We start from the raw sequence: 25,860 nt of genomic DNA, 5'->3' as shown, positions 1-25,860 counted from the left end.
TTCGTCTTCTGGGAAGACATGCCTTTATTTCAATCAACCAAAACAGGATCAAAGCTTTCTTTCCATGGAAGACCCCATTTATTAAGAGCAGCCATAAACGGATCGGGATCAAATTCTTCGACATTGTATACTCCCGGTTTTTGCCATTCACCGTTCATGACAAGCATTGTTCCGATCATTGCCGGCACACCTGTCGTATAGGAAACAGCCTGCGATCCCACTTCTTTATAGCACTCTTGATGGTCACATATATTATAAAGATAATAATTCTTTTCTCTGCCATCCTTAATTCCTGTAAAAATACAGCCTATATTCGTTTTACCGACAGTACGCGGTCCAAGACTTGCCGGATCGGGGAGCACAGCTTTCAAAAATTGCAGGGGAATTATCTGTTTCCCTTCAAATTCTATTGGTTCAATCGATGTCATCCCCACGTTCTGCAGACAGATCAGATGTGTAAGATAACTTTCGCCAAACGTCATAAAAAAACGAATGCGCTTTATTCCTTTTATGTTCGATCCTAAAGATTCAAGCTCTTCATGATGCAATAAATACATATCTTTTTTGCCGACTTCAGCAAAATCATAACTCCTTTTTATCTGCATGGGTTTTGTTTCTACCCACGTTCCATTTTCCCAATAACTCCCATTTGCAGTAACTTCTCTGATATTTATTTCCGGATTGAAATTAGTGGCAAACGGGTAACCATGGTCACCGCCATTGCAATCCAAAATATCTATGTAATTAATTTCATCAAAATGATGCTTCAATGCATATGCGCTGAATACACTTGTTACTCCAGGATCAAATCCGCTTCCCAAAAGCGCGGTTATACCTGCAGCTTCAAATTTATCACGATATGCCCACTGCCATTTATATTCAAACTTGGCCGTTTCCGGAGGTTCATAGTTTGCCGTATCTACATAATGTTTTTTTGTAGCCAAACAGGCATCCATTATTGATAAATCTTGATATGGCAGCGCCAGATTCAGAACTATATCAGGATTGTACTCATTTATTAAGTTTATCAGCTGTTCCGTAGAATCAGCATCCACCTGTGCAGTAGAAATTTTTGTTTTTCCACCGTCGAGCTTTTGTTTTAACGCATCACATTTACTTTTTGTACGGCTGGCAATCATAATATCATCAAAAATCTCGCTATTTTGGCAGCATTTATGAATAGCTACGCTCGCTACACCGCCACAGCCGATAATCAGTGCTTTTCCCATGAAAGGAGCCTCCCTTTTCTTTAATACTTCATATAGTATAGCAAAAAAAGTATTGTTTGTATTTAGCTAGTTCAATAATTACATTAATATTTACAAAATACATCGACTTATTTTATTACTTCCATAAATACAAACAATAAAAACCCTATTCCTCCGCCTACAATAGATCCATTCATTCGTATCCAGATAAGATCAACATTTATCTTAGAGTGAACAATATCGTTCAACTGTTCATCACTCATATTGTTGAGAGCACGCCTCACTATGTCGCCGACCATACTTTGAGCCTGCAGGGCAGACCGATTCAGCATATCATTTATAAGTGAATCAATAAGCTCTCTCATATTTTTATTATTGTGTATCACAGCAAAACATTTTTCTATTTCTTCCGCCGCCAACATTGTAACGCTTTTTTTCAGTTCAGTATTTCTGGAAGGATCGGACAGCTGCCCTTTTATATCATTCATATAGGCTAAAACCAATTTCTCCGTCATACCTGCATCCAATATTTTTTTCTGGAAAACGGCTATGGTTTCCTTCCATGCTTTTTCTGTGATCATTTCCTTTACAGACTTGTCAACAACAGACATAATGTCTTTATATACACGGCTCTGTTCATCTGACAGCTGTTCTGATAATACCAGCAGTTTCTTTTGAATCAATTTGGCACATTCTTCATTATTTATGACATCTAAAATTCCTCCCAGCGAAAGCCAGAATGAAGATGTTCCCGATTTTAATTTTTCATTTTCAAATTGTTCCAATGCTTTTTCTATATACACCAATCCCGCATCATCGGAAAACTTTTCCTCTGCGAAAGATGCCAGATTTTTTATGAATAATTTTTTCCATTCATTTCCTTCAAGCCACTTGTTGCAATATTTATCTATGCTCAAAACTACACCCATATTGCTGTCCAAAAATAAAGCCAATTTATCAGCCGTAATACCGATATCCAGCTGCGCTGCCTTCTGAAAAATAACAAATGCTGTTTTTTCGGCAAATATCTTCTTTTGTTCGGCGCTATCCAGCCATTGTATAATTTTTTCAGGGGCATTAAGCATTTTAATTCTTTGAAAGATTATCTTTTTAGCAAAAAACTGTTTTTGCACAAGACGAATTGTCGCCTCTGTAAATGCCTGTCTGCGTTTTGTCAAAATTGCCGTATGCCATGGTATCCCCAAAGGTTTTTTAAAAAGTGCCGATACAGCAAACCAGTCGGCTATACCACCTACCAATGCAGCTTCCACACAAAATAAAAAACCTTTGGCAATAACCCCCGGATACCTTACTTTGATCAACAGAGCAATTACAAAAAAGCAGGCTGCTGCCAGTAAAGTTTTATCAGCCCGATTGAATTTATGCATCAACTAAACATCCTTTCCGCGAAATAAGTCAAAACATAGAGCAGCATTCCCGCCAAACCTCCCACTAATGAGCCATTGATGCGGATCATTTGCAGATCACTGCTTATATGGCTTTCGACCAATGCAATAAAAGAATCTGTGGAATAATTATTTAGTTTATCTCTTATTATCTGCAAGATAAAAGGTGAACTTTTCGTGACAAAGGCACTAAGCTTTTCCTTGACCCAGCGATCAAAAGTTTTCTGGGCAGACTCATCACTTATAAATTTATTAACAGCACTGTCAAACGCTTTGTTTGCGATTTCAAGCAAATATATGACATTATTATCATCATTTGTATATATATCAATATATTTTTTTGTCCAGCCGGCTATATCTGCATTGCTTATTGCCTGATTTTCTACATCTTCAAGAATTTTATTAAACTTTTCATTTTGTGGTAATTCTTCAAGTACTCCCTGAAGCCAGGCAAAAAGTGCCTTGTATTCCTGACTATCATAATTTTTAAGATTTTCTGCCGTGACTGCCAGCTTATTTTTTATAATATTAATCAAATTCTCATCGCTCAGATCAAACATAGCTATTATCATTTCACGAAGTGTGGAGCCTTCCTTATACTCTTCCTTTATTTCATGCACCACAGGCTCAAAAACAGCCCTTGTGTTCTCATCATCCAATATCTTTATGACTAATCCATGAAAAACATGTGTCAGCTTTGCATAAACATCTGCATCCCCTAAATGCGATACAGTCTGTATTAAAATATCCTTCAATATGTTTTTCTGCCCATTCTTTTTTATTGCTTTTTCAATAGCAAAAGCCAGGCTGTCACTGTTAATATTTTGGAAAAGATTTATGAAAATAGGTTCGATTACTTTCTTCAATCTATTTCTTCCGCCAAGCTTTTCAAGATAAACTATAAACATTTTTGACATATCATACTGAACTATATCTTTCATTATATTTGAAGTATTTAATAAATCTTCGCCAATAAATGTAATTATCTCATCCATTATGCGCTGACGGTTACGCGGCAGAATAGCCGTCCTCCATGAAATCCCCAATGGTTTTTTAAAAATTGCCGTAATAGCAAACCAATCAGCCAGCCCGCCGATCATAGCCGCCAGAAATCCATTATGAATGATTCCACCTGTGAACCCATCGGCGTTCAGTGAAAGCAATGTGCCTGCGATCATTACTATTAAAACAATAGTAGCCTGTGACTTTCTATTCATTTTTTCCCCTCAATAAAATATATTATATACTATATTTTACCACATTCTTAAAAATCGGAGCAGGCAGATTGAGTATATTTACTTCAAAATCAATAATTTATCTTTTGATAGCAATTAAAGATATATTTGTAAAATTCAATATAAAATATTTTAAATTATTGCTTATATAATCTTGTAAAAACTTTTCTTATAATGTATAATATTAATAAAGATTATCCATAAATAATTGATATAAGTTATGTTTATTATTATCGCATACTTTTATTAATTTGGAAAAGATATTATATATTATTGGAAAGAGGTTTTAGAATGAAAGATTTATTGATATACAAATGCGAGGTATGCGGCTATATACTGGAGGTAATCGATCTCGGTAAAAAACAGCTTATTGAGAGCGGAACCAGCTTTGCCAGGACCATAACAGTAGCCGATGCCAAATTGATCTGCTGTGGCAAGCCCATGACTCTGGTGCAAGCAAATTCAGTCGACGCTTCCAATGAAAAACATGTTCCTATCATTGAATTCGGCAATGATACTGCTGTCGTTAAAGTTGGCAGCATTAGTCATCCTATGACACCGGAACATTTTATAAAATGGATTACAATTTTATACGGAGACAGAATACAGCGTGTCGAACTTGAGCCCGGAGATACTCCTGAAGCATCCTTTCATATTGGCAATGAAAGTAATGTTAAGGCCTATGCTTACTGTAATCTTCATGGATTATGGATGTCCTCCGCCAGCAGGCAAAAATAAACAGCCTCGTCATTGCAGACTTTGCCGTTTGAATAGAAAAACTGTGCCAGAAAGTAATGTTTATATTTACTTTCCGGCACAGTCTTTTTCATTATTTACTGTATATAATTTTTCTTTTCTCGCCATCTTTTAATGTCCAAGCAGTGCCAGCATGATCCCACCGGAAATTGCCGTACCAAAAACACCGGCTAGATTAGGACCCATGGCATGCATTATTAAAAAATTATTTTTATTTTCCTCCTGACCGACAATATGCGATACACGTGCTGCAATAGGAACGGAGGCTATACCTGCCGAACCAATCAACGGATTTATCTTCCCTCCGCTGAGCTTATTCATGATACGGGCGCAAATTACCCCGGAAGCGGTGCCAAAAACAAAAGCCAGCAAGCCCAGCAATATTATCAGCAGTGTTTGCTCCGTCAAAAAATTTTCAGCCTTCATTGTAGAACCTATAGCGACGGTCAGTATCAATGTTATAACATTGAGCAATGAATTTGACACTGTTTCCGCCATTCTGTCGAGAAGCAGGCACTCACGCAATAAATTTCCCAGCATAAGCATGGTGATAAGCGGCGCGACCGGCGGCAAAAACAAGTTTACTATAACGATAATAATTATCGGAAAAACAACTTTCTCCAGGCGCGATACATAACGCGGCTGTTTCATAATTATCTGGCGTTCTTTTTTAGTAGTAAGAAATTTCATAACGGGCGGCTGAATAAGAGGCATCAATGCCATATAAGAATACGCTGCTACTGATATTTGCGGCAGCAAATGCGGTGCCAATTGCATAGTAGTATAAATCGCCATAGGTCCGTCTGCTCCCCCTATGATACCAATGGAACAAGCTTCAGCCAATGAAAATCCCAACAGCTTAGCCCCCAGCAGTGCTATAAAAATCCCCAGATGAGCCGCTGCCCCTAAAATTACGAGAGAAGGATTGGCAATCATTGGGCCAAAATCCGTCATGGCACCAACTCCTAAAAAAATCAGAGGAGGCAATATCAGCAATTCAACGCCTTGATATGCATAATGAAAAAGACCGCCTGCCTCTGCCAATCCCGAACCGGGTATATTTGTTACTATGCATGCCAGTCCTATCCCGACAAGTAGAAATGGTTCATATTTTTTACCGATTCCCAGATACAGCATTATCGCTCCGATAATTATCATTATAATGTTTCCTACAGAGATTGCCATAAGACCTGTCTGCATCAGCATTGCTTCCATAAGTTCACCAAAATCGATCATGCAAAATCACTCTCCCCGTTTTTCAATACTTGTCTTCTTCCTTTATCTCACCAAGCTTATTTATATATGGGAATAAATATAATATTGCACCAATTCCTGCGATAAACACAAAGCTTAAAATAAAGTCTATCAAACTTAATGACAGTGCACCTGTCAGATCATCAGAAATCATCATACTAACTCCTCCTTATTTTATCCCGTCCAACCGCTGATTTGATAAAAAACGGGTCCGATGTTCCGCATTTTCATATAAATGCTTTTTACTCACGATACTTCTTTTGTGCAGCCCATGCCCTATTTCTCCCTGTTCATCCCATGCGTCTATGCGCAGATCAATCTCATGGTCTTCAATATTGATTATACTTGCCTTGACCGTAACATGCATCCCCAGGCTGGTCGCTGCTGTATGAGTGAATTTCATGGTAAATCCTATACTGACAAATCCGTCTGGCAAATATTTATCTATTGTATTCATTGATGCTCTGATAGCCATATCAACGACTGCCGTTGTTGATAAAAATCTGTTCAGATCTTTTGAATAACTTCCCGCGGTATCTGATCTTTGCACTTCCTTTCTGATCATAGAATTTTGTCCTATTGTTAATAAATTACTCACATCAAACATTATTTTTTCCCTCCTTCAAATATCTACTCCCAACAGCATGCTTAAACTCTTCAGCAACGGTTTTTATCCGTCGAAGATTTATTGTCTTCATAATAGCATCTTTACTTTACCCAGTCTAATTCTTCAAACTACGTATATATATTACTTTTATGTATGATGAAACTGCCGCTTGCATCTGCAAAGCCCGCATATATTTGTACGTTCATATAATCACAAAGCCTGAAATTGAATAATACCAACGGTTCATTCAATTTCAGGCTTTGTGCCAAACATAATCTTCTTATTTTTTATTTTTAAATTGCTGCTCATTCATTTTATTATTTTAAGCTGAGCTCATCAAATTGATAACATATTCTCATACATACTTATTTTATTATTCAATCGTTATGATCTGCCGCGCATCTGCCTGACCAGTACCTTAATCGGCAGCATGTGCAGAATAATCAGGCAGATAAGTAAATCAGGAATGAGATATGAGGCATTGAATACTAATGAATACCAGTACGGTGATATTCCTTCTGGTGCATAGCTGCCGAAAAATACTGCCCCTGAAATGAAATGACAAATAAAGCGGCCGAAAATTCCCACGACAGCACCCATTAAAATATTTCTCTGAAAACATCCGGCAATACTCGCAGCCATATATGGCAGCGGATAATCAAACAGTACCTGAACGGGATGAAGAATAAAGGGATCTTGTACTAAATTGACCAAACCATAAACAAAACCTGCCAATGCTCCCACAGCCGGACCATAAGAATATGATAACAACAGCAGCGGAACCATGCCTCCAAGTGTCACACTCCCTCCCTGCGGCATATGATATATGCGAAGCATATTCAATATGACTGTGAGCGCAATCATCAATCCCATATTCGTAAGTATTTTTGTCGTTAACTTTATCTGTTTTAGATAAAAAAATACAAAAATAATAATTAAAATTCCCGCCAATAAAAAAGCACCGGCCGGCTGCGCTGAAAGCTCCATAAACTTACTGTAAAAAATTTCCTTCATCTTAATTCTCCATTTCAAAATAAAGCACCGCTTTTTCCTGCCAGAAAAGCGGTGCTTTATTTGAACGCTTCCCTTCGCTGGCACTATCCAGATCAGGTAAAGGGTTACAGGAATACTATTCTTGTTCTCAGCCTTGCAGGCACCCCTAGCTTTATTTATTATTTATTTAGATTCATTTTACTACCAAACAAGTATTTTCACCAGCAAAATAGAGAAAAAGCGCCTAATCTATATTTATATTTTTGAATCATAATTTCATTAAATCCGGGCATTTTCATGGTATAATTTATAATATAGCTGTGAATACAATTAATAAGCTGTGCTTTTTTCCATATTTAATATTAAAGTTGGTTAAAATTCCCATTTTTAAAAGAATATTATAAAATATATTGCGCTTTTTTTAACCTTGGTCAAAGACCAGTCAGTACCTAATTCACTCAACATTTCTTCAGAAAAACTTACAGAAAATAGTTTACCTCACAGAACAACTATGTTTTAATTATAATTATGAGTTGATCAACGCTTTTCTATTTTCAGAAGGTTATATGCTTCTGATCAAATCCTGTTTTCTTCCTCATAACCGCAATTTTCATTCTCAATTATGAAAGGTAGTATTTCATGAAAAACCATCAACAACCAACTTCGCATACCGCCGGTATGGACAATTCTACTATTTGGCAGATCGTACCTGATTTGCTCTTGCATATGAATGCCGATGGTGTATTTTTGGGGTATAATCAACCCCAAAACATGAAACTTTATCTTCCTCCAGATGAATTTATAAATAAAAATATTAAAGATCTATTCTCCGAATACATTGCTGATAATGCTATCAAAAAAATTAAAAAGACACTTTACACAGACACTATCAGATATTTCCATTACCACATTATTATCGACGGCAGGAAAGAATATTTTGAAGCACGTTTTGTAAAGTATAATGACAATGAAGTTCTGGTCATTATCAGAGATATCACCGATATAACGAATATGAAAAAAAAGCTTGATTTTTTAAGCAATCATGATTCTTTGACAAAAGCATTCAATCGCAATTATTTTGACGAAGTCATGTCAAATTTTAAAAAAGAAAATAGGAAAAGTCCCTTTGGCCTCATGATCTGTGATATCGACAGTCTGAAACTGATAAATGATTCTATGGGGCACAGCATGGGAGACAAACTGATAAAGTCTGCCGCAAAAATATTATTTTCATGTCTTGTTGAAGGAGACTCATTATTTCGGATCGGCGGTGATGAATTTGTCATTATTTCTATAAAACAGGATATGTCTGAACTTGAAAAAAAAATAAAGCAATCTATTGAGTCATACAATAAACTTTATTCAAACATGTATCTTAGCGTTTCTCTCGGCTGGCAGTTATTTACCGACAAAAATAGCATCCAGAAAATTTTTGATTCCGCAGATAACAATATGTATAAAGAAAAGCTCTATAATACACCTATAGTCAGAGAAATAATCATAAACAATATCCTGTCCATTTTAGAAAAGGCGGATTTTTTGAAATATGACAATATTACCTTACTGAAATATCTATTGAAAATATATGCGTCAAAACTTCATTTATCGTCCTCTATAATTGGGCAGCTGGATAAACTGACCACCGTACATAATATAGGTCTTATTGGTATTTCAAAAAACACGCTGGCAAAAAAATTCCTTCCATCTGAAAAAGAACAGATAGAGCTGCGGCGCCACTGCGAAATCGGCTTTCGTATATTGAATATGTCCACAAAATACTCCGATGTGGCTGATTATATTCTCAAGCATCATGAAAACTGGGATGGCTCCGGTTATCCACTGGGTCTGTTTGGCGAAGAAATTCCCCTTATATGCAGGATTTTCAGACTGGCTGATGATTTTCATGCTATGCTTTTAATGGAATCACTGGTGTCTGGTCAGGCGTATGAATCCTTAGCCGCAAAAATTGAAAATGCATCGGGGAGTTTATATGACCCTTATCTTGCTGCGAATTTTCTCCTGACGATCAAACAAAATAAAGATGGTATATTGAGTGTATTAAAAACAGAAACAATAAATAAATCAGCAGAAAATGATCTGTAAAAATGCCGCATGGAGATTACATAAATGAATAAATATATAGAGAAGGCTGAGCGCACACACAAGCTTACAGAGGATGAACTTGTTTCACTGCTTCAGAACCCATCCAGCAGCGGAGAACTTGCCATCTCTGCAGACCGGGTCCGCGCAAAATATGTGGGAAGTGGCATACATTTACGCGGTCTTATAGAATTTTCCAACATATGCCGCCAAAATTGCCTTTACTGCGGTTTGCGCCGTGATAATCCTAAGATAGAGCGCTATCGTCTCAGTGAAGCAGAAATTCTGGAACTTGCAAAAAAAGCAAAGAGTTATGGCTACAAAACTGTGGTATTGCAGTCGGGAGAAGATATTTATTTTTCCGTGAAAGTCTTAACGAATCTTTTGTATAAAATAAAAGAAATGGACCTTGCCATTACACTTTCTCTGGGTGAACGCAGTTTAGACGAATACAGAGCTTTCAAGCAGGCTGGTGCAGACCGTTATCTTCTGCGTATTGAAACCACGGACAAAAATCTTTACGAGCAGTTGGATCCTGGAATGAGTTTTGAAAACAGGAAAAGCTGCCTCTGGAATTTAAAGGAGCTGGGCTATGAAGTCGGCACAGGCTGCCTTATAGGATTACCCGGACAAACTCTGCATTCTCTTGCTCAGGATATCCTTTTTTTTCAGCAGCTGGACGCCGATATGATCGGCATAGGTCCATTGATTCCCAACATGGATACACCTCTGGCTTTTGCCGCTAAAGGCGATTTTGACCTGACAAAAAAAATGGTGTCACTGCTCAGATTATTGCTGCCGGAAGCGAACATCCCTGCCACAACAGCAATGGAAACATTGAAAGCAGATGCCCGCGTCATAATCCTGCAGGCAGGAGCAAATGTAGTGATGCCGAATGTTACGGAAGGTGATTACAGACGAAAGTATGCCCTTTATCCCGGTAAAATTTGCGTTGCCGATACTCCTGCTCAATGCCGCTGCTGCATAGGCGGGAAGATAAAATCCATAGGCAGATATGTTGCCCAGGACAAAGGTTTTCGATCGCATATCAGCACCAGATCATATTAATATACTATATTTGAAAGGGGAATTTTTATGTATGATATTTGTATTATAGGTGCCGGAACTGTCGGCATGAATCTGGCCAGAGAACTTTCAAAATACAAGCTCAACATTTGTGTGCTTGAAAAGGAGGCAGATGTGAGCTGCGGCTGTTCAAAAGGCAACAGCGGGATCGTCCACGGCGGATATTCAGACAAACCCGGTACTTTAAAAGCTGAACTATGCGTAAAGGGCAACAGAATGTATGCTCAGCTTGAAAAAGAACTGCATTTCGGTTACAGACAAACCGGTTCCTTTGTCCTTGCTTTCAGTGATGAGGAAATGTCCACATTACAAAAACTTTACGATTATGGTATAGCGAACGGCGTTGAGGGTTTGAAAATAATGGATGCAGCAGAAACCAGGCAGCATGAACCGCATGTAAGCAGCGAAGTAAGGGCATCATTATACTGCAGAAACGCCGGCGTTGTATCACCCTATGAATTTGTTATAGCGCTAGCAGAAAACTCTATAAAAAATGGCGTTGATGTACTGCTTGAACATAAAGTTGAAAGCATAGAAAAAAAAGATAATGTCTTTTCTGTCAAGACAAAAAAACAAACTATTGAAAGCCGCTTCGTAGTGAATGCTGCCGGTATATACAGTGATGCGGTTGCCTTGATGGCCGGCATAGATGGTTATAAAATAGTACCTCGACGCGGACAATACGTCATTTTAGACAAGGAACAAAGCCATCTGGTCAAATCAGTCATATTCCAGTGTCCTACCAAGCTTGGCAAAGGTATACTGGTAACGGCCACATACCATGGTAATCTTATGATAGGTCCCAATGCCGAAGAAATTGATGATAAGGCAGATGTAGGTACGGATGAAAATACACTCCGGCACATTACAGAAACAGCCCGCAAATCTGTTCCTGATATAGATATGCGCAAAGCTCTCAAATCATTTGCCGGCAATCGCCCGGCTGCCAATCAAAAAGACTGGATAATTGAAGAAAGCAAAATAAATGGCTTCATTAATCTTATAGGTATTGATTCACCGGGACTTACATCCTCACCGGCGATAGCGCTGAAAGTAATTGATATATTAGAAAAAGCCAAACTTAAGCTGGAAAAAAATCCTGATTTTACAGCTGAACGCAAACCTATAATACGTAAAAAAACCGCCGATTTCAAAGGTGTGATCGACTCTCCTGATCCAGAGCTTAATATTATATGCCGCTGTGAACAGGTCACCGAGTCAGAAATAGTAGATTGTCTGCATCGAGGCATTCCCGTAAAATCTGTCGATGCCGTAGGACGCCGCACACGTGCCAGCTATGGTCGCTGCCAAAACGCCTTTTGCGGACCGCGCATACGAAAACTATTGGCCCGCGAGCTCAATGTTCCTATAGAAGAAATAGCCGAAAAAGGCAAGGAAACTTCTGGTCTTGCAGAACGGGCAAAACGTATGTCCCTGCTAAAGATGTAAATACAAAAAACTGTCAGTATACGCTGGCAGTTTTTTGTATTTACATCTTTTATTATTTGCTTCAAGCAATATAAATATTGCCAATTATTGCTCCTATAGTATAAAATATATCATGTTCTGATATGCTGCATAATAATATGATTTTTATTTTTCCAACACAATTTATTTACTGCGGGGAGATACTTATGTTTCAAACTGAATATACTACTAAAGAAAAACAGATATTAAAAGAAAAGTTATTTTGCGCTCATAAATACCTTCTCGAAAACAGCGACATGATAAACGCCGTAAAGATGAAACAACTGGCTCAAAAATTAATGAGCGGAGAGTTCACAATAGCTTTTTGCGGCCATTTTTCAGCAGGAAAATCAAAAATGATCAATACACTGCTCGGTGAAAATCTGCTTCCCTCCAGTCCTATTCCCACCAGTGCCAATCTGGTAAAAATAAGATGGGGAGATGACTGCGCCAGAGTCTTCTTCAAAAAAGAAAAACCACGCCTTTATCTTGCTCCTTACGATTACGAAATGATAAAAGAACACTGCCAGGACGGTGATCAAATCGAAAAAATTGAAATAGACGATTCCAGTCTCGATTTGTCGGCAGGCATAGCGATAATGGACACTCCGGGAGTAGATTCCGCGGACGATGCTCATCGTATTTCCACTGAATCTGCACTCCATTTAGCAGATTTAATATTTTATATAATGGACTATAATCACGTTCAATCTGAACTTAATTTTATGTTTACGCAAAATCTTATCAAGGCAGGCAAAGAAATATATCTGACCATTAATCAAATAGATAAACACTCCGAACAGGAAATTCCCTTTGCTGATTTTAAAAGAGGGGTGATCGAATCCTTTGCTGCATGGGGCGTGAGACCCGCCAAAATTTTTTATACCTCACTGACAGAAAAAAATCATCCGCATAATCAGTTCAGCGAATTAAAAGCCTTTTTAAAGGAGCGTTTGGACAGCAAGGACAGCCTGCTTCTGCATTCTGTCCAGCATGCGATGCAGAAAATTCTTGCCGATCATTTTGCTATCCGCAAGGAAAAAAATGAAACAGAACTCCAGCCTTTCAGAAAACTTTTATCGCAATTCAGTCCTGAAGAAAAGAATCGCTTTAATTCTGATTACAATACTTTACGTGAAAAAAATGAATATTTGACACAAAATTTAACCGCACTGAAAAGCAATTTTGTCACTGAAATAGATAAAATACTTAATAATGCATATCTTATGCCTTTTGAAACCAGAGAGCTGGCCAAAAATTATTTGGCAGCCCGGCAGCCCGGTTTTAAAACAGGCTTATTTTTTGCCAAAAGAAAAACGCAGCTTGAAAAAGAAAAAAGATTGAATATTTTTTACAAAGCTATACTTGAAAAAACAAAATCACAAATCGAATGGCATATACATACATTTCTCAGCAATTATGTACAGGAAAATCATATAAATGACAGTTCAATATCAGCCGATATACAAACCCTTGACATATTATTCCCGATCAGTCTGCCTCTGGAGGCGGTAAAAGAAGGTGCCCGCCTTTCGGATGAATCCGTATCAAATTATACTGATGATGTATCCGCTGAAATAAAACATTTTACTAAAAATATACTTGCTCCTCTGCAGGACAGAATATTAACAGCAGTTCGTCATGAATTAACGGCATCACAGGAAAAACTCAAGCAGGAATCTGCAGATATGCAAAAATACATTTGCGCGCTGAAGAGAATTCAAGATCAGACAGAAAGCATATTGGATCAGCAGAAACAATTAGCTGCACTATTAGATCGGCCGCAGGCAATGCCCGATGATTGTGAATTATTTACAGAAATGAAACAGGAATTTGAAATAATTGCAGGAAATAAAACTTTGAAAAAAAAAGTATTCCCGCCGGTACATTCTGTATCTACAGTTTCTGCTACTGCTTCACCCGCTATCCGTGACACAGAGGCTTCCACTGCAACTGCAGCCGGAAAATTGAAAACAACTGCGCAAAAGCTGCTGCAAACAGCTGCTGTCCTAAAAGATCTTTCGGGGTTTTCAAAACTCTCCTCAGAACTGCAGGATAAAGCACTGCGCCTGGATAAAAAAGGTTTTACAGTAGCTTTATTCGGTGCTTTCAGTGCCGGTAAATCATCCTTTGCCAATGCACTGATAGGCGCAAAAGTGCTGCCGGTATCCCCTAATCCCATGACCGCAGCTATCAATAATATCAGACCTGTGGATAAAACTCATCCTCACGAAAGCGTTATTGTCAAAATAAAAACAGAAGCTGACATTCTTACCGATCTTAACGGTGCTCTAAAAATCTTTGGCATACAGACAACTGATCTGGCTGATGCTGTCAGCAAGATAAAAGCACTGCCGCCAAGCAGCCGCATAGAGCAGGATCATGTTGAAAAAACCAGCTACTCTTTTTTACAGGCATTTATGCACGGCTACAGCAATTTTTCCGAGCAGCTTGGCATGACTATATCTGCAGGAATCAGTGAATTTGATGACTATGTGGCATTAGAAGAAAAATCCTGCTTTGTGGAATGGATAGATCTTTATTACGACTGTCCTCTGACCCGCAGAGGAATAACGCTTGTTGATACTCCCGGTGCAGATTCGGTCAATACACGCCATACCGGAGTTGCTTTTGATTTCATTAAAAATGCGGACGCCATTTTATTTGTCACATATTATAATCATGCTTTTTCCAGAGCCGACAGAGAATTTCTGATCCAGCTCGGGCGCGTAAAAGAATCTTTCCAGCTTGATAAAATGTTCTTCATTATAAATGCCATTGATTTGGCGGCTAATGACGAAGAAAAAGATGCCGTCGTATCTTACGTTCGCGGGCAGCTCATAAAGTACGGCATCAGAAACCCTTATCTGAGTACCTTATCCAGCCTGATGGCTCTCAAGGAAAAACAGAACGCGGGAGATTCTATTTCCTCCGGCATGGCTGCTTTTGAAAAAGCTTTTTACCGCTTCATAACCAACGACCTATCCGAAATGGTAATAGACTCTTCTGAAAATGAATGCAAAAGAGTCATTGCTCTCATAAAAAAGCTTATACTAAACGCTCAAAAAAATGATGTTCAGAAAAAAGCAGAAAAAAGCAGCATAAGCCGGCAGAGAAATTTAGTAAATGATATTATAGCTAATACTGAAGCAGAGAATCTGCAAAGAAAATCTGAACAAGAAACCGCCGAACTGCTTTATTATGTCAAGCAGCGTGTGTTTCTGCGCTTCAATGAATTTTTTCGTGAGTCTTTCAATCCTGCCATATTGCGTGATGACAGTCCTGCCCTCAAAAAAGTCTTAAAAAACGCACTTGACGATTTTCTCGAACAGCTGGGTTTTGATTTTGTACAAGAGATGCAGGCAACGATGCTGCGCTTGGACCGTTTTACCGAAAAATCACTCAGCGAATACAGTGAATCGATTGCCCATTCCATTCATGAAATAAATACCGATCTCACTTTTACAGATTTTGAACTATCCCACAATGCAGAGCTTATCTTTGAAAATACTTTTACAAATATCCCCCGTGAAAAATTTTCCAAGGTAATGTCGTATTTCAAAAATGCCGTATCTTTTTTTGAAAAAGGTGACAATAAATTGATGCGTGACGAACTGCAAAAACAACTCGATAAATTTGCCGACGGCTATCTTACTGTACAAAAAGAAAATTTTAATCTTCATTATAATGCATTGCTCAGCCGTGAAGCAGACACTATTGCAGCAAAAATACTGGAACAGTCTGATGATTTCTATCTGGCATTAATTTCCGCGTTGGAGGATAAGAAAATATTGACAGAATTACTCCATGCCGAACAACAATTATCTGCTATTCATTGAATAGCAGATAATTGTTGTTCTTTATGCTCACCTTCAGCAAAATATTTTATGCCGCATAGAAACATTGCCTGCTACCCGGTTGAGCTTAAACTGCGCTGCGAATAAGATGCAGGATTTCTCCGCGCATATGCAAAAAATCATCACAATGGTAAATACTTTCTGTGTTTTCCTGGGCAGCAGAATAAGTGAATGAGGTTTTATATTCTCTGATTATCCGGCCCGGACCTTTCGCCATTACGAGCACCCTCGTTCCCAATGATAATGCTTCATCTACATCATGTGTTATAAATAGAATCGTGTTGTTCAATTCCAGCCATATTTTCCTGAGCATAGCCTGCATCTGTTCCCGAGTCAGGGCATCAAGTGCACCGAACGGTTCATCCATCAGCAGAACAAGCGGATTATTGATCAACGTTCTGGCTATTGCGACTCTCTGCTTCATGCCTCCTGATAGTTCATAGGGTTTATGATTTCTGAAGGCAAGCAAACCAACCTTTTCAAGATAATCTGTTATCAGATCTTCTGACTGCTTTTTGGAAAAATGCCTCATTTTCAAACCAAATCTTATATTTTCTGCCACGTTCAGCCATGGATAAAGCGGTGGCTGCTGAAAAACCACACCACGCTGCCAATCAGGACCTGCTATAGCCTTTGTACCGAATTGAGCTGTTCCTTGTGAAGGAAATATAAATCCGGCAATAATCTTCAGCAAGGTACTTTTGCCGCAGCCTGACGGACCCAGTACACATACGAATTCTTTTTTATTAAGGCTCAGATCAATGTTTTCCAGCACATTCGCACTATCTGCCGAATAAGCCAGAGATACATTGCTGAGTCTTATTATATTCTCTAAATTTTCCTGTTGCCTGACAGAAATCATACTGATAACTCCTAAATAAATTTTATTTTGTGGCGGCTTCAATAAAAGCCGGATTCACTGCTTTTTCAAATACAGCAATTTCCGGAACCGAATCAATTGCCTTTTGTTCCACCAGAAAATCTGCTGTATCTTTCAATGTCTTCACAAAATCTCCCTTTTTACTGCTTGTTCCGAGATACTGTTCTGTAAGCTGATCTTTTCCTGAAAGCCATAAAAGTTCTTTCATTTCCTTAAGACTTTCAGCCTGATCTATCTTTAGTTCCGATGCTACGCTCTGTGCTGCCTCGTCAGGTTTGTCACTATATAATTTAAAAGCCTTTTCTTGCAATTGTACATATTTCTTTACTATATCAGGATATTTTTGCGCAAATTCGGTTCTTACAATGCCAACATCTGCCGTTACGATCCCCTTTTGCGCCAGCTCACGGCTGGTTACCAAAAGCTTGCCGTCATTAAGCAGTTTTCCCAAGGTAGGCTGCCATACATAGGCCGCATCAATATCGCCGCGCTGCCACGCCGCAAAGATTTCCGGCGGCTGCATATCAAGAATCCTGACATCTCCCTGATTTATTCCTTCAAGTTTAAGCGCATTAAGCAAACTATAATGTGTAGTCGAGCCTGAGGGGACAGCTATTTTTTTCCCTTTTAAATCTTTTATTGAATTTACTCCGGCGCTATTTTTTACCGCCAGTGCTTCATTATCCCCCTCCACGTCATGTATCCAGAAAACTTCATAAGGTATTCCCTTGGCAATACCTATAGCAGCCGGTGTTGAACCCAGTATGGCAATATCAATGCTGCCGGCCGTCATAGCCGTGTTGACATCACGTCCTGAATCAAACTGCTTGAAATTGACTTTGACTCCCAGCTCTTTTTCATACCATTGTTTGGCTACCAGCTCGTCATTGGGTATGGCCTGCAATCCTATCGTAATGGATTCGGGTGTTTCATTTGCAGTATCATTTTTAGCAGCCTGATTATTGCCGCAGCCGGCAAACAATAAAGACATAATTACCAGCACCATAAAACTTAAACTCAATTTGTTTTTCATCACTATGCTCTCCCTTATTCTTTTCCCTTCCATGGGATAATCTTATTTTCCATAAATTTCAACAGCACATCTAACATTATTCCGGTAATACCCATAATAAAAATTCCGACAAAAATCACATCACTGAGGAGAAATTTGCTGGCGTCAAGCACCATCCAGCCTATCCCTGTCTCGGCCGCCACCATCTCGGCTGCTACCAAAGTCGTGTAGGAAAATCCCAGAGCCGTCCGCAGGCCTGTAAAAATATCTGGCAGACAGGCCGGTAGTACAACGTAAACAAATACCTGATATTTATTTGCTCCGAGCGTATAGGCCCCGGAGATATAGTCCCGTTTGATTTTCATCACACCGGAAATACAGGCAAGATATACCGGCGCAAATCCGGCAAGATACAACAGCATTATTTTGGAGCTGTTGCCTATTCCCATCCAGATGACCAGCATAGTATAATATGCCAGCGGCGGCAGCGGGCGGTAAAAACCTACCAGCGGTTCAAGAACGGCTCGTATTTTTGAATTATAACCGCTCAGAAGTCCGGCAGGAACAGCAGTAAGACAAACAAAAACAAACGCTGCCAATAATCTCTCAATACTGTCAAAAAGATGCGTTGACAGTGCCGCCCCCTTGTATCCTTCGCTCAGGATATCAATAAAGGTCTTATATACTTTGCCCGGCGGTGGTATTATCACCTCAGAAAACAGTTTCCACTCGGTTGCTGCATACCAACTTATAAAAATAACAGCCACTGTCGACAGTGTGATCAAGTGCTCGGTTGTCAGCCAAATTTTTGGTTTGCAGGGAAAATTTCTCTTGATTTTCACTTGTGAATCAGCCAAAGACATAACACCGTCCTTTCTTTTAAACTCTTATTTCTGCCAGGGCATTGTGAACAGCTGAAACGATTTTATCTATCTCATCTTTATTGACTACCAGTGCCGGAGCCAGCACCAACACGTTATTTTGCCCCGGTATACTGCGATTCATCTTTCCGATCAATACCCCGCATTGAGCTGCTTTATTTACTATTGCCGCCATGCAGGCTTCATTGATCGGCATTTTACTCTTCCTGTCACTGACAAGCTCTATGCCGACAAACAATCCTTTGCCTCTTATATCACCGATTATCGGCATATCCCTGAACTCATTCAGCTTCTCCAGTAAATAAGCTCCCATTTTTTCACTGTTGACAAATAATTGCTGTTCCTGCATGATTTTTATATTTTCCAAGGCAGCCGCGCATGCCCCCGCGCTCCCGCCAAAAGTACTGATATCACGAAAATAACCTGTTTTATCAGCTGATCCACTTATAAATTCATTAAAAATCTTTTCAGTCGCCATTGTAGCGGACAACGGCATATAGGAACTCGTTATTCCCTTGGCTGTTGTCACTATATCCGGTCTGACGCCCCAATGGAAATGACCGAAGGCTTTTCCTGTGCGTCCAAAACCTGTCACAACTTCATCTATGATAAGCAGTACGGCATATTTACGGCATATTTTCTGGATTATTTCAAAATATTCTGCCACAGGAATAATGATTCCGCCGCCTGCCGTAATCGGTTCAAGAATCAATGCTCCCACAGTATCGGGATTTTCCTGCCTTATGACTTTTTCCAGCACATGCGCGCATTGGATATCACAAGACGGATATTTTTTACCGAAAGGACAGCGATAACAATATGCCGCCGGGATACTTTTAAATCCCGGGACAAACGGTCCATAAGCCTCTGTCCTTTCTGCCTGTCCTGTCGCACTGAGCGCCGCCAGTGTAGTTCCATGATAATCCCGCTCGCGGTAAAGAATCTTGTACTTATTCATTTTATATTTAAGGCGGTTATATTGTCTTGCCAGCTTAAATGCCTTTTCATTGGCTTCTGAGCCACTGCTTGAAAAATATACACGGCTAAGCTCCGGAATCATCTGGCTAAGTTTTTGCGCCAGCAGAATAGCCGGCGGATTTCCGGCACTGCCGGAATAATATGGCAGTCGTACCAGCTGCCTGTATGCCGCTTTAGCGATCGATTCCTGCCCATAACCAGCATTGACACACCATACACCACCGGAAACAGCATCCAAAAATTCTCTGCCGTGTATATCCTTTATCCGGCACCCTTTTCCCTCGGCGATGATGAACGGCTCCTTATATTCAAAAATTTTATGCTGCGTGATATGATGCCATAAATTCTTCTTATCAATATCTATAAGTTCCTGTGTCTGTTCTATGTCTTTCAATATTTATTCCTCCCCAAAATAAAAAGACCGGAAAGCTGATATATCCTGCTTTCCGGCCTTTAGTTTTCTAATCGGCCGATCCAATAATATAATTATGAATCTTACTTTTTTCTCCTGCGTGTCAAATTAATGCAAAATTTATACATATCTGCGCGATATACACTTTTTTCATATTCCCATGGTCGCTCCTGCACATCGACCACCAGTCTTTTGGACAAAAGAGCACAGCATTGTGTATTGCTGAATAATTTGAGCAATTTTTTTTCTTCTGCCGTCGGAATTATAGCCGATATAGTTTGCTTGGCTTCCCATAGAGTGACGCCCAGATCATTTTCCAATATATCGTAAGTGGAAATATCATTCAAATCATAGCTCAATAATTTCTTACCGACTCCCAATGGATAATATTGCTTTTCAATAACGATCGGCATATCATCTGCCAAGCGCAGACGCACCGTCTGATATACCTGATATGTACCGAATATTGCCAGAACATCCTGCGGTGCTTCCACTACGCCGCGATGCAGCAGTTGTATACTGGGTTTCATTCCCATTTCATTGACAATATCAAAATAGGTGCTCAAATTTCCCAGCCATTCCTCTATTGATCTCACAGACACAAAAGTTCCTAATCCCTGCCGTGTTTCTAGGACGCCCTCTTCTGTAAGTTTTCTGACAGCCCGCCTTACAGTCGCTCTGCTGACCTGAAATAACTCCATCAATTCATGTTCGGATGGAAGCCGTCCGGTATATGATCCCTTTAAAATTTCATTGCGCAAAAAAGTCCCGACCTGCAAATACAGTGGTACAGCATCATCTCTATCAAAGCGATTCATATTCTCACCGTCCGTTCACACTGCTCATAGTGACATTACCAGATGTTTTAGCAAACACTCCTGAATAATAATTTGCGAAACATTTTCCCCTGCATTCAACTGCCACCTTTCCAAAGCAGATTTTTACTTATAATGATATTATGATATCCGTACAAGTATAACTGCAGAACAATATTCACTCGCACATATTAGAACCGAACCATAATAACTATATATTCAACTTTCTGTTTATCAGATCAGCTGGCTCTGTATAAAAATCTTAGTTGGTATATTATCACAAAATCTCTTAATTGTAAGTCATCTAAACGACAATTGACTTTTTATTTGCATAAAATTAAATCTAAACTGCCATCTCAAAGTAAGCATTATGAAAATCTAAAAAAAACGACTCATTCCCTAAAAAAGACAAATGAAATCAACACAGATAATAGATCTTCGCTCTAAAAAAACAAAGTACAGCAAGAGATATCCTGCTGTACTTGAGGTGATTAATTATTTATCGGTGAGATGAAATCCCACTATAAAAGTAAGCATTATGAAATTATCTGCAAATCAAAAAATAAATAAGAAGTTATGTGAACACAGTTTTAGTTTGACAGGCATTTTTAAGAGATGAACCATGATAATCAAAATTCACACGCACCCTTCCTTGATATTATTTCATGCTCATTGCACTTTCCTCCAAGATAGTACAGGTCAAAAAGGTGCGTACTTGTTTTTATTAACAAATACATTGTATAGAGCTTGGTTTATTATGGCTGGACGCCCATCCCGATATATCCACTCCTGCTATGTACAATCATGAACATGCTATGGTTCTGGGAAATTTATTAGGAGAGGGTGACCCAGAATTTTCTTCTGAAGTAAAATTCCCTATAAAATCTAACATGGTAATGTACGGTGGTCTGAAGGAAATTACCCCAAACGAGAAGAAGATAGTAAACCGGTTAGGCTTACGCTGGGCAAGTCCGAAAGCCTTAGCAGAAACTAGTGCTCCTGTACTGGACTGGCTGACTAAAAACCAAATAAAGCATCTTGCGGTTCACTTTGATTTGGATGTTTTGAACCCTTCTCTGTTCCGCTCCCTGCTTTTTTCTAAACCGGGAGAGCCTCCATTTAACGCTCCCAGCGGAGATATGACATTGCAGCAGATCGCCCGGCTTATTCATGATATCTACAAGCAAACAGATGTAGTAGGATTATCCATAGCAGAGCATCTTCCTTGGGATGCCCTCAATCTGCGAAATTTTATGACTGCTGTCCCAATATTCAAACAATAAACATACCATAAAAACCGCAAAATGAGGCTGCTGCATAAGTAAAAAATCACTCATGCAGCAGCCTCATTATTTCTCTATAATTTTATTTTATATAATATCATAATACAAGTTATTTAGATTACACGCTGGATATGTAAGGCAAGTAAACTGATTTCTTCCGGAAAAACATCTGTCTGAAGCTCGCTAACAATGTCAGTGCAGATTTCCGCAGCTAGTGCGTAGGCCTGAGGAAAACTGGTTTGCACATATTTATTCATATCGACCGAAATGCGCTCGTGTTTTTTGATGCGCAAAATCATATAAGAAACATGACTCATAAGTCGATTATATTTGAGCGTATTCTTGGAAAAATTGCGATTTAAAGCAAGTTCAATCTTGTGAATGAGAATGGCAGCAAGTTTGGCATCTGCAAGACTTGCTGCTGCATTTTCACCCGAAAGCCCAGCGTGAATATGCAGCGAAAGATACCCAGCTTCTTCGACTGGCAGATGGATGCCAATTTTACGATAAATGACATTCAGTCCTTTCTTGGCTATATGGTATTCATCCGGGAACATGGACATAATATCATGGTGAAATGGATTGGGTAATAATACCCCATTATGACCGCGCTTTACAGCCATGGCAATATGGTCGGCCATGGGCAGCAAAATATCTTTATTGATGTCCTGGAATTTTTTTTCTGCCTCACTGATGATCTGCACCGCAATTTCAATAAAAATTGGATTAATGCTGTTGATTTTCTGTAATGCGCTGTTATTTCCATCGTTTGTCAGTGTATAAATTTTAGCATCATGAGTATCCTCAAGCCGTTCGCCATTCTTACGTCCAAATCCCAAACCTTTACCAATCAAAATGACTTCATGATGATCGCTGTCAAGTGCCAGAAGACTGTTGTTATTTAATGCCTTGATAATCCGGTACGTAAAAGCTCCCCCCTTGCAGACAACAATTATTATTTATTATACCTTATAACAAGAAACTTCGTCATCTGCAGGAGGATTTTTTCTGTTATTTTTCTAAATAGGCAACTTCAGCAAGTGCTTCAATTTCACCAATCTTTTCCATATGAATTTCTTCATTTTCCTGCAGGCCGGTGAAAATTACGAGGCAAGCATCAGAAGCGGCTTTTTCTCTTATAAATGCTGCATCAAATTGCATGAGTTTATCACCTTTTTTAACCTGCTGGCCCTTTTCAACAAAGACTTCAAACCCTTGTCCTTTCAGGTTGACGGTATCTATACCAATATGCAGCAGATATTCCACTCCGTCTGATGTTTTCATACCTATGGCGTGTTTTGTATCAAAAACAAAAACTACCTCTCCATCGTCCGGAGCGACAACGGTGCCGTCCGAAGGATAGACGAAATAACCATCACCCATCATTTTACTGGAGAAAGCAGTATCAGGCGCTTCTGTGATCGGATGCACTGTGCCGTTAAACGGGGAATAAAGTGCATGCTTTTGTCTGATTACCGCTGTTTTCGTTTCCATTTCGGAAACTTTTACCGCAGAACCTGCCGACGTCATTACGTCAAGTTCCGGTTCTGTTTCCGGAGCCGTTTGCAAATAAGTATCAAGATTGGTTTTGATAACAGTCACTTTAGGTCCATAGACGACCTGGACCCCAGTACCCTTGACTATCACTCCGACTGCACCCGTGGCCTTGAGCATTTTTTCATCGACGAGCGAAGAATCCTTAACTGAGCAGCGCAGCCGAGTTGCGCAGCAATCGACAGAAGTGATATTTCCTCTGCTGCCGAGGGCACGTGCGATAAGACTGCTCATTTCATCCGTATCGGCAGCATTGATACTGCCTTTATTTTTACGAGAGTTGACATCGGCTTTCATATAAAGCTTTGTTTCTTGATCATCATCCTCACGCCCGGGAGTTTTAAGATTGAATTTTTTGATGAGAAAAGTGAAAATAAAATAATAAAGAAAAAAATAAACAATGCCGACAGGAATGATATACATCCAGCTTGTTTTATCATTCCCCTGCAGAATGCCGAAAATAAAAAGATCAAGCAGTCCGCCGGAAAAAGTAAGCCCTACCGCTATGTTCAGCATGTGCGCGATCATATAGGCGGCACCAGCAAGTACGACTTGTACATAAAAGAGCATCGGTGCAACAAACAGGAAGGAAAATTCGATTGGTTCTGTAATACCGGTCAGCATACATGTCAGCGCCGCTGAAAGAAGCAACCCCTTGGCTATGCGTTTTTTCTCCGGCCGTGCGCAACGATACATCGCAAGAGCGGCACCAGGCAACCCGAATATCATGAAAATAAATTCACCGGAAAAATATCGCGTGGCATCAGCACTGAAATGCGTTACATCAGGCGAGGCAAGCTGAGCAAAGAAAATATTCTGGCCTCCCTGAATGAGATTGCCATCTACCATCATAGAGCCGCCGACGCCTGTCTGCCAGAATGGCAGATAAAAAACATGATGCAGTCCAAATGGAATAAGTGCACGCTTTACGATGCCGAAAATGAGTGTGCCGATATACCCCGTACCTGTGACAAGTCCGCCAAGAGAAAAAATTGCGTTCTGGGCAATCGGCCAAATGAAATACATTAAAATACCTACAAAAAGATAAACTATTGTGGAAATAATCGGAATAAATCTTGCTCCTCCAAAAAAGGAAAGTGCGTCTGGCAGTACTATCTTATGATATCGATTATGCAGCCAGGCTACACCGATACCGACGATGATTCCGCCGAATACCCCCATCTGCAGAGACATAATGCCAGTGGTATTTGCAATGGTTCCTTCCAATACTCCCGGGGCAACCGTACCGTCCGGCAGAACCTTTCCTGTAAGCTGAAGAACGGCATTGCAGGAAACATGCATAACAAAAAAGGCAATCATGGCAGAAAGAGCCGCAACCTCTTTTTCGGCTTTCGCCATACCAATAGCGACCCCAACGGCAAAAATAATCGGCAGATTGCCAAAAATAATATTGCCTGCGCTGCTCATTATAGTAAGCAGTGCATGAAGTACAGTACCATTTCCCAGAATACCTTCAAGACCATACATCTTAATTGTATTGGCGTTAGTAAACGAACTGCCGATACCTAAAAGCAGCCCGGCAATCGGCAGGATGGCAACCGGCAGCATAAAACTGCGGCCGACACGTTGCAGCACGCTGAAAATTTCGTCTTTCATAAATCTTATCCTTTCTTTCTGTGCTACGATAACGTAACTAAAATTATTGTTTTTCTATCTGCTAAACTAAAATAAAGCCTATAAAAAAAAGCATCAACTATACTCCGCCTTTTTCAGCGAAGAATAGTTAATGCCTGCCTTACCAGTAACACACTAATATATATCCATATTATAAAGCTATGACAAATAAATTGCAAGTCTGCATGAAAACTAATACTGAATTTATTTATTGGATTAGAGCTCCGTGAATCTGATGCTTATTAAACCATTTGACATAATCGTATAATCCCAACCGAGGAAGCCTTGCTTGTGGAGCTTAACCCTCATTTATCGAGTCCCGTAGATTTTTTTATTTTTGCGGAAAAGCTCCACAATGGCTTGAGTTAGTTCATCATCTTTCTTTCGTTCCTGCAAATCGTAATAATATATTATTTTCGCCATTGTCTTTTTTATTTCTGC

The 25,860-nt window shown here is 39.5% G+C and carries 20 protein-coding genes and 1 riboswitch; of the genes, 6 read left to right on the top strand and 14 right to left on the bottom strand.

The features are described 5' to 3' along the window. Nucleotides 1-29 precede the first annotated feature (29 nt). The 3 genes from I6758_RS14070 to I6758_RS14060 all read right to left on the bottom strand — a co-directional run bounded on the left by I6758_RS14070 (nt 30) and on the right by I6758_RS14060 (nt 3,831). Nucleotides 30-1,229 (bottom strand): saccharopine dehydrogenase family protein, encoded by a 1,200-nt coding sequence (locus I6758_RS14070; RefSeq protein WP_196605830.1) that lies wholly within the window; start codon nt 1,227-1,229, stop codon nt 30-32. A 107-nt stretch (nt 1,230-1,336) separates the two neighbouring features. Then, nucleotides 1,337-2,596: a DUF445 family protein gene (locus tag I6758_RS14065; protein ID WP_196605829.1), complete on the bottom strand. Its 1,260-nt coding sequence runs from the start codon at nt 2,594-2,596 to the stop codon at nt 1,337-1,339. Beyond that, nucleotides 2,596-3,831 (bottom strand): DUF445 domain-containing protein, encoded by a 1,236-nt coding sequence (locus I6758_RS14060; RefSeq protein WP_196605828.1) that lies wholly within the window; start codon nt 3,829-3,831, stop codon nt 2,596-2,598. The genes I6758_RS14065 and I6758_RS14060 overlap by 1 nt, the downstream gene beginning before the upstream one ends. A gap of 309 nt (nt 3,832-4,140) precedes the next feature. On the opposite strand from I6758_RS14060, the gene I6758_RS14055 reads away from it, so the two are divergent. Continuing rightward, nucleotides 4,141-4,587 (top strand): desulfoferrodoxin family protein, encoded by a 447-nt coding sequence (locus I6758_RS14055; protein ID WP_196605982.1) that lies wholly within the window; start codon nt 4,141-4,143, stop codon nt 4,585-4,587. A gap of 129 nt (nt 4,588-4,716) precedes the next feature. Here I6758_RS14055 and I6758_RS14050 read toward each other — a convergent pair whose 3' ends face one another. The 4 genes from I6758_RS14050 to thiT form a co-directional block, all read right to left on the bottom strand. Continuing rightward, a complete protein-coding gene (locus I6758_RS14050; protein WP_231038686.1) occupies nt 4,717-5,841 on the bottom strand; it encodes a sodium ion-translocating decarboxylase subunit beta in 1,125 nt (374 codons plus the stop codon). A 22-nt stretch (nt 5,842-5,863) separates the two neighbouring features. Further along, nucleotides 5,864-6,016: a hypothetical protein gene (locus tag I6758_RS14045; RefSeq protein ID WP_196605827.1), complete on the bottom strand. Its 153-nt coding sequence runs from the start codon at nt 6,014-6,016 to the stop codon at nt 5,864-5,866. A 12-nt stretch (nt 6,017-6,028) separates the two neighbouring features. Next, on the bottom strand, nt 6,029-6,466 hold the full coding sequence (locus tag I6758_RS14040; protein WP_196605826.1) for a thioesterase family protein: 438 nt from the start codon (nt 6,464-6,466) through the stop codon (nt 6,029-6,031). 384 nt (nt 6,467-6,850) lie between these two features. Next, nucleotides 6,851-7,480, bottom strand: coding sequence for an energy-coupled thiamine transporter ThiT (gene thiT, locus I6758_RS14035; protein ID WP_196605825.1), 630 nt, complete (start codon nt 7,478-7,480; stop codon nt 6,851-6,853). A 52-nt stretch (nt 7,481-7,532) separates the two neighbouring features. After that, nucleotides 7,533-7,637, bottom strand: a riboswitch (TPP riboswitch). A gap of 461 nt (nt 7,638-8,098) precedes the next feature. Here thiT and I6758_RS14030 point away from each other — a divergent pair. The 4 genes from I6758_RS14030 (at nt 8,099) to I6758_RS14015 (ending at nt 15,951) form a co-directional block, all read left to right on the top strand. Beyond that, a complete protein-coding gene (locus tag I6758_RS14030; RefSeq protein WP_196605824.1) occupies nt 8,099-9,562 on the top strand; it encodes a diguanylate cyclase domain-containing protein in 1,464 nt (487 codons plus the stop codon). Nucleotides 9,563-9,586: 24 nt separating this feature from the next. Then, nucleotides 9,587-10,627 (top strand): [FeFe] hydrogenase H-cluster radical SAM maturase HydE, encoded by a 1,041-nt coding sequence (gene hydE / locus I6758_RS14025; protein ID WP_196605823.1) that lies wholly within the window; start codon nt 9,587-9,589, stop codon nt 10,625-10,627. A gap of 27 nt (nt 10,628-10,654) precedes the next feature. Then, complete coding sequence (locus tag I6758_RS14020) at nt 10,655-12,094, top strand: NAD(P)/FAD-dependent oxidoreductase (protein WP_196605822.1); 1,440 nt, start codon at nt 10,655-10,657, stop codon at nt 12,092-12,094. 185 nt (nt 12,095-12,279) lie between these two features. Beyond that, complete coding sequence (locus I6758_RS14015) at nt 12,280-15,951, top strand: dynamin family protein (RefSeq protein WP_196605821.1); 3,672 nt, start codon at nt 12,280-12,282, stop codon at nt 15,949-15,951. 85 nt (nt 15,952-16,036) lie between these two features. Here I6758_RS14015 and I6758_RS14010 read toward each other — a convergent pair whose 3' ends face one another. The 5 genes from I6758_RS14010 to I6758_RS13990 all read right to left on the bottom strand — a co-directional run bounded on the left by I6758_RS14010 (nt 16,037) and on the right by I6758_RS13990 (nt 20,950). Next, nucleotides 16,037-16,831 (bottom strand): ABC transporter ATP-binding protein, encoded by a 795-nt coding sequence (locus I6758_RS14010; protein WP_196605820.1) that lies wholly within the window; start codon nt 16,829-16,831, stop codon nt 16,037-16,039. 22 nt (nt 16,832-16,853) lie between these two features. Then, nucleotides 16,854-17,882, bottom strand: coding sequence for a taurine ABC transporter substrate-binding protein (locus I6758_RS14005; RefSeq protein WP_196605819.1), 1,029 nt, complete (start codon nt 17,880-17,882; stop codon nt 16,854-16,856). A gap of 14 nt (nt 17,883-17,896) precedes the next feature. Next, nucleotides 17,897-18,724 carry an ABC transporter permease subunit gene (locus I6758_RS14000; protein WP_196605818.1) on the bottom strand — a complete coding sequence of 276 codons (828 nt, stop codon included), beginning with the start codon at nt 18,722-18,724 and terminating at the stop codon, nt 17,897-17,899. Nucleotides 18,725-18,740: 16 nt separating this feature from the next. After that, entirely contained in the window at nt 18,741-20,114 is a 1,374-nt protein-coding gene (locus I6758_RS13995; RefSeq protein WP_196605817.1) for an aminotransferase, read from the bottom strand. A 101-nt stretch (nt 20,115-20,215) separates the two neighbouring features. After that, on the bottom strand, nt 20,216-20,950 hold the full coding sequence (locus tag I6758_RS13990) for a GntR family transcriptional regulator (protein ID WP_196605816.1): 735 nt from the start codon (nt 20,948-20,950) through the stop codon (nt 20,216-20,218). Nucleotides 20,951-21,678: 728 nt separating this feature from the next. On the opposite strand from I6758_RS13990, the gene I6758_RS13985 reads away from it, so the two are divergent. Next, nucleotides 21,679-22,230: an arginase family protein gene (locus I6758_RS13985; RefSeq protein ID WP_196605980.1), complete on the top strand. Its 552-nt coding sequence runs from the start codon at nt 21,679-21,681 to the stop codon at nt 22,228-22,230. A 113-nt stretch (nt 22,231-22,343) separates the two neighbouring features. Here I6758_RS13985 and I6758_RS15165 read toward each other — a convergent pair whose 3' ends face one another. Continuing rightward, the gene (locus tag I6758_RS15165) at nt 22,344-23,144 is read right to left on the bottom strand and encodes a PRD domain-containing protein (RefSeq protein WP_330998064.1); all 801 of its coding nucleotides are present in this window, start codon (nt 23,142-23,144) and stop codon (nt 22,344-22,346) included. Between the two features lie 97 nt (nt 23,145-23,241). Continuing rightward, nucleotides 23,242-25,401, bottom strand: a complete 2,160-nt coding sequence (locus I6758_RS13975) for a PTS transporter subunit IIABC (RefSeq protein ID WP_196605815.1) — start codon at nt 25,399-25,401, stop codon at nt 23,242-23,244. Between the last annotated feature and the right edge of the window lie 459 nt (nt 25,402-25,860).

This window comes from Pectinatus haikarae (assembly GCF_015732185.1).
GTDB classification, from domain to species: Bacteria; Bacillota; Negativicutes; order Selenomonadales; family Selenomonadaceae; genus Pectinatus; species Pectinatus haikarae.
The sequence above is the reverse complement of the archived record's forward strand: the minus strand, read 5'-3'. Positions and strand labels throughout refer to the sequence as shown.

Coding starts and splice junctions, on each gene's coding strand:
- I6758_RS14065 (WP_196605829.1), bottom strand. CDS start 2,596: ATGCATAAATTCAATCGGGCTGATAAAACTTTACTGGCAGCAGCCTGC.
- I6758_RS14000 (WP_196605818.1), bottom strand. CDS start 18,724: ATGTCTTTGGCTGATTCACAAGTGAAAATCAAGAGAAATTTTCCCTGC.
- I6758_RS14055 (WP_196605982.1), top strand. CDS start 4,141: ATGAAAGATTTATTGATATACAAATGCGAGGTATGCGGCTATATACTG.
- hydE (WP_196605823.1), top strand. CDS start 9,587: ATGAATAAATATATAGAGAAGGCTGAGCGCACACACAAGCTTACAGAG.
- I6758_RS14030 (WP_196605824.1), top strand. CDS start 8,099: ATGAAAAACCATCAACAACCAACTTCGCATACCGCCGGTATGGACAAT.
- I6758_RS13990 (WP_196605816.1), bottom strand. CDS start 20,950: ATGAATCGCTTTGATAGAGATGATGCTGTACCACTGTATTTGCAGGTC.
- I6758_RS14010 (WP_196605820.1), bottom strand. CDS start 16,831: ATGATTTCTGTCAGGCAACAGGAAAATTTAGAGAATATAATAAGACTC.
- I6758_RS14040 (WP_196605826.1), bottom strand. CDS start 6,466: ATGTTTGATGTGAGTAATTTATTAACAATAGGACAAAATTCTATGATC.
- I6758_RS14005 (WP_196605819.1), bottom strand. CDS start 17,882: ATGAAAAACAAATTGAGTTTAAGTTTTATGGTGCTGGTAATTATGTCT.
- I6758_RS14015 (WP_196605821.1), top strand. CDS start 12,280: ATGTTTCAAACTGAATATACTACTAAAGAAAAACAGATATTAAAAGAA.
- I6758_RS14045 (WP_196605827.1), bottom strand. CDS start 6,016: ATGATGATTTCTGATGATCTGACAGGTGCACTGTCATTAAGTTTGATA.
- I6758_RS14060 (WP_196605828.1), bottom strand. CDS start 3,831: ATGAATAGAAAGTCACAGGCTACTATTGTTTTAATAGTAATGATCGCA.
- I6758_RS14050 (WP_231038686.1), bottom strand. CDS start 5,841: ATGATCGATTTTGGTGAACTTATGGAAGCAATGCTGATGCAGACAGGT.
- I6758_RS13975 (WP_196605815.1), bottom strand. CDS start 25,401: ATGAAAGACGAAATTTTCAGCGTGCTGCAACGTGTCGGCCGCAGTTTT.
- I6758_RS14020 (WP_196605822.1), top strand. CDS start 10,655: ATGTATGATATTTGTATTATAGGTGCCGGAACTGTCGGCATGAATCTG.
- I6758_RS14070 (WP_196605830.1), bottom strand. CDS start 1,229: ATGGGAAAAGCACTGATTATCGGCTGTGGCGGTGTAGCGAGCGTAGCT.
- thiT (WP_196605825.1), bottom strand. CDS start 7,480: ATGAAGGAAATTTTTTACAGTAAGTTTATGGAGCTTTCAGCGCAGCCG.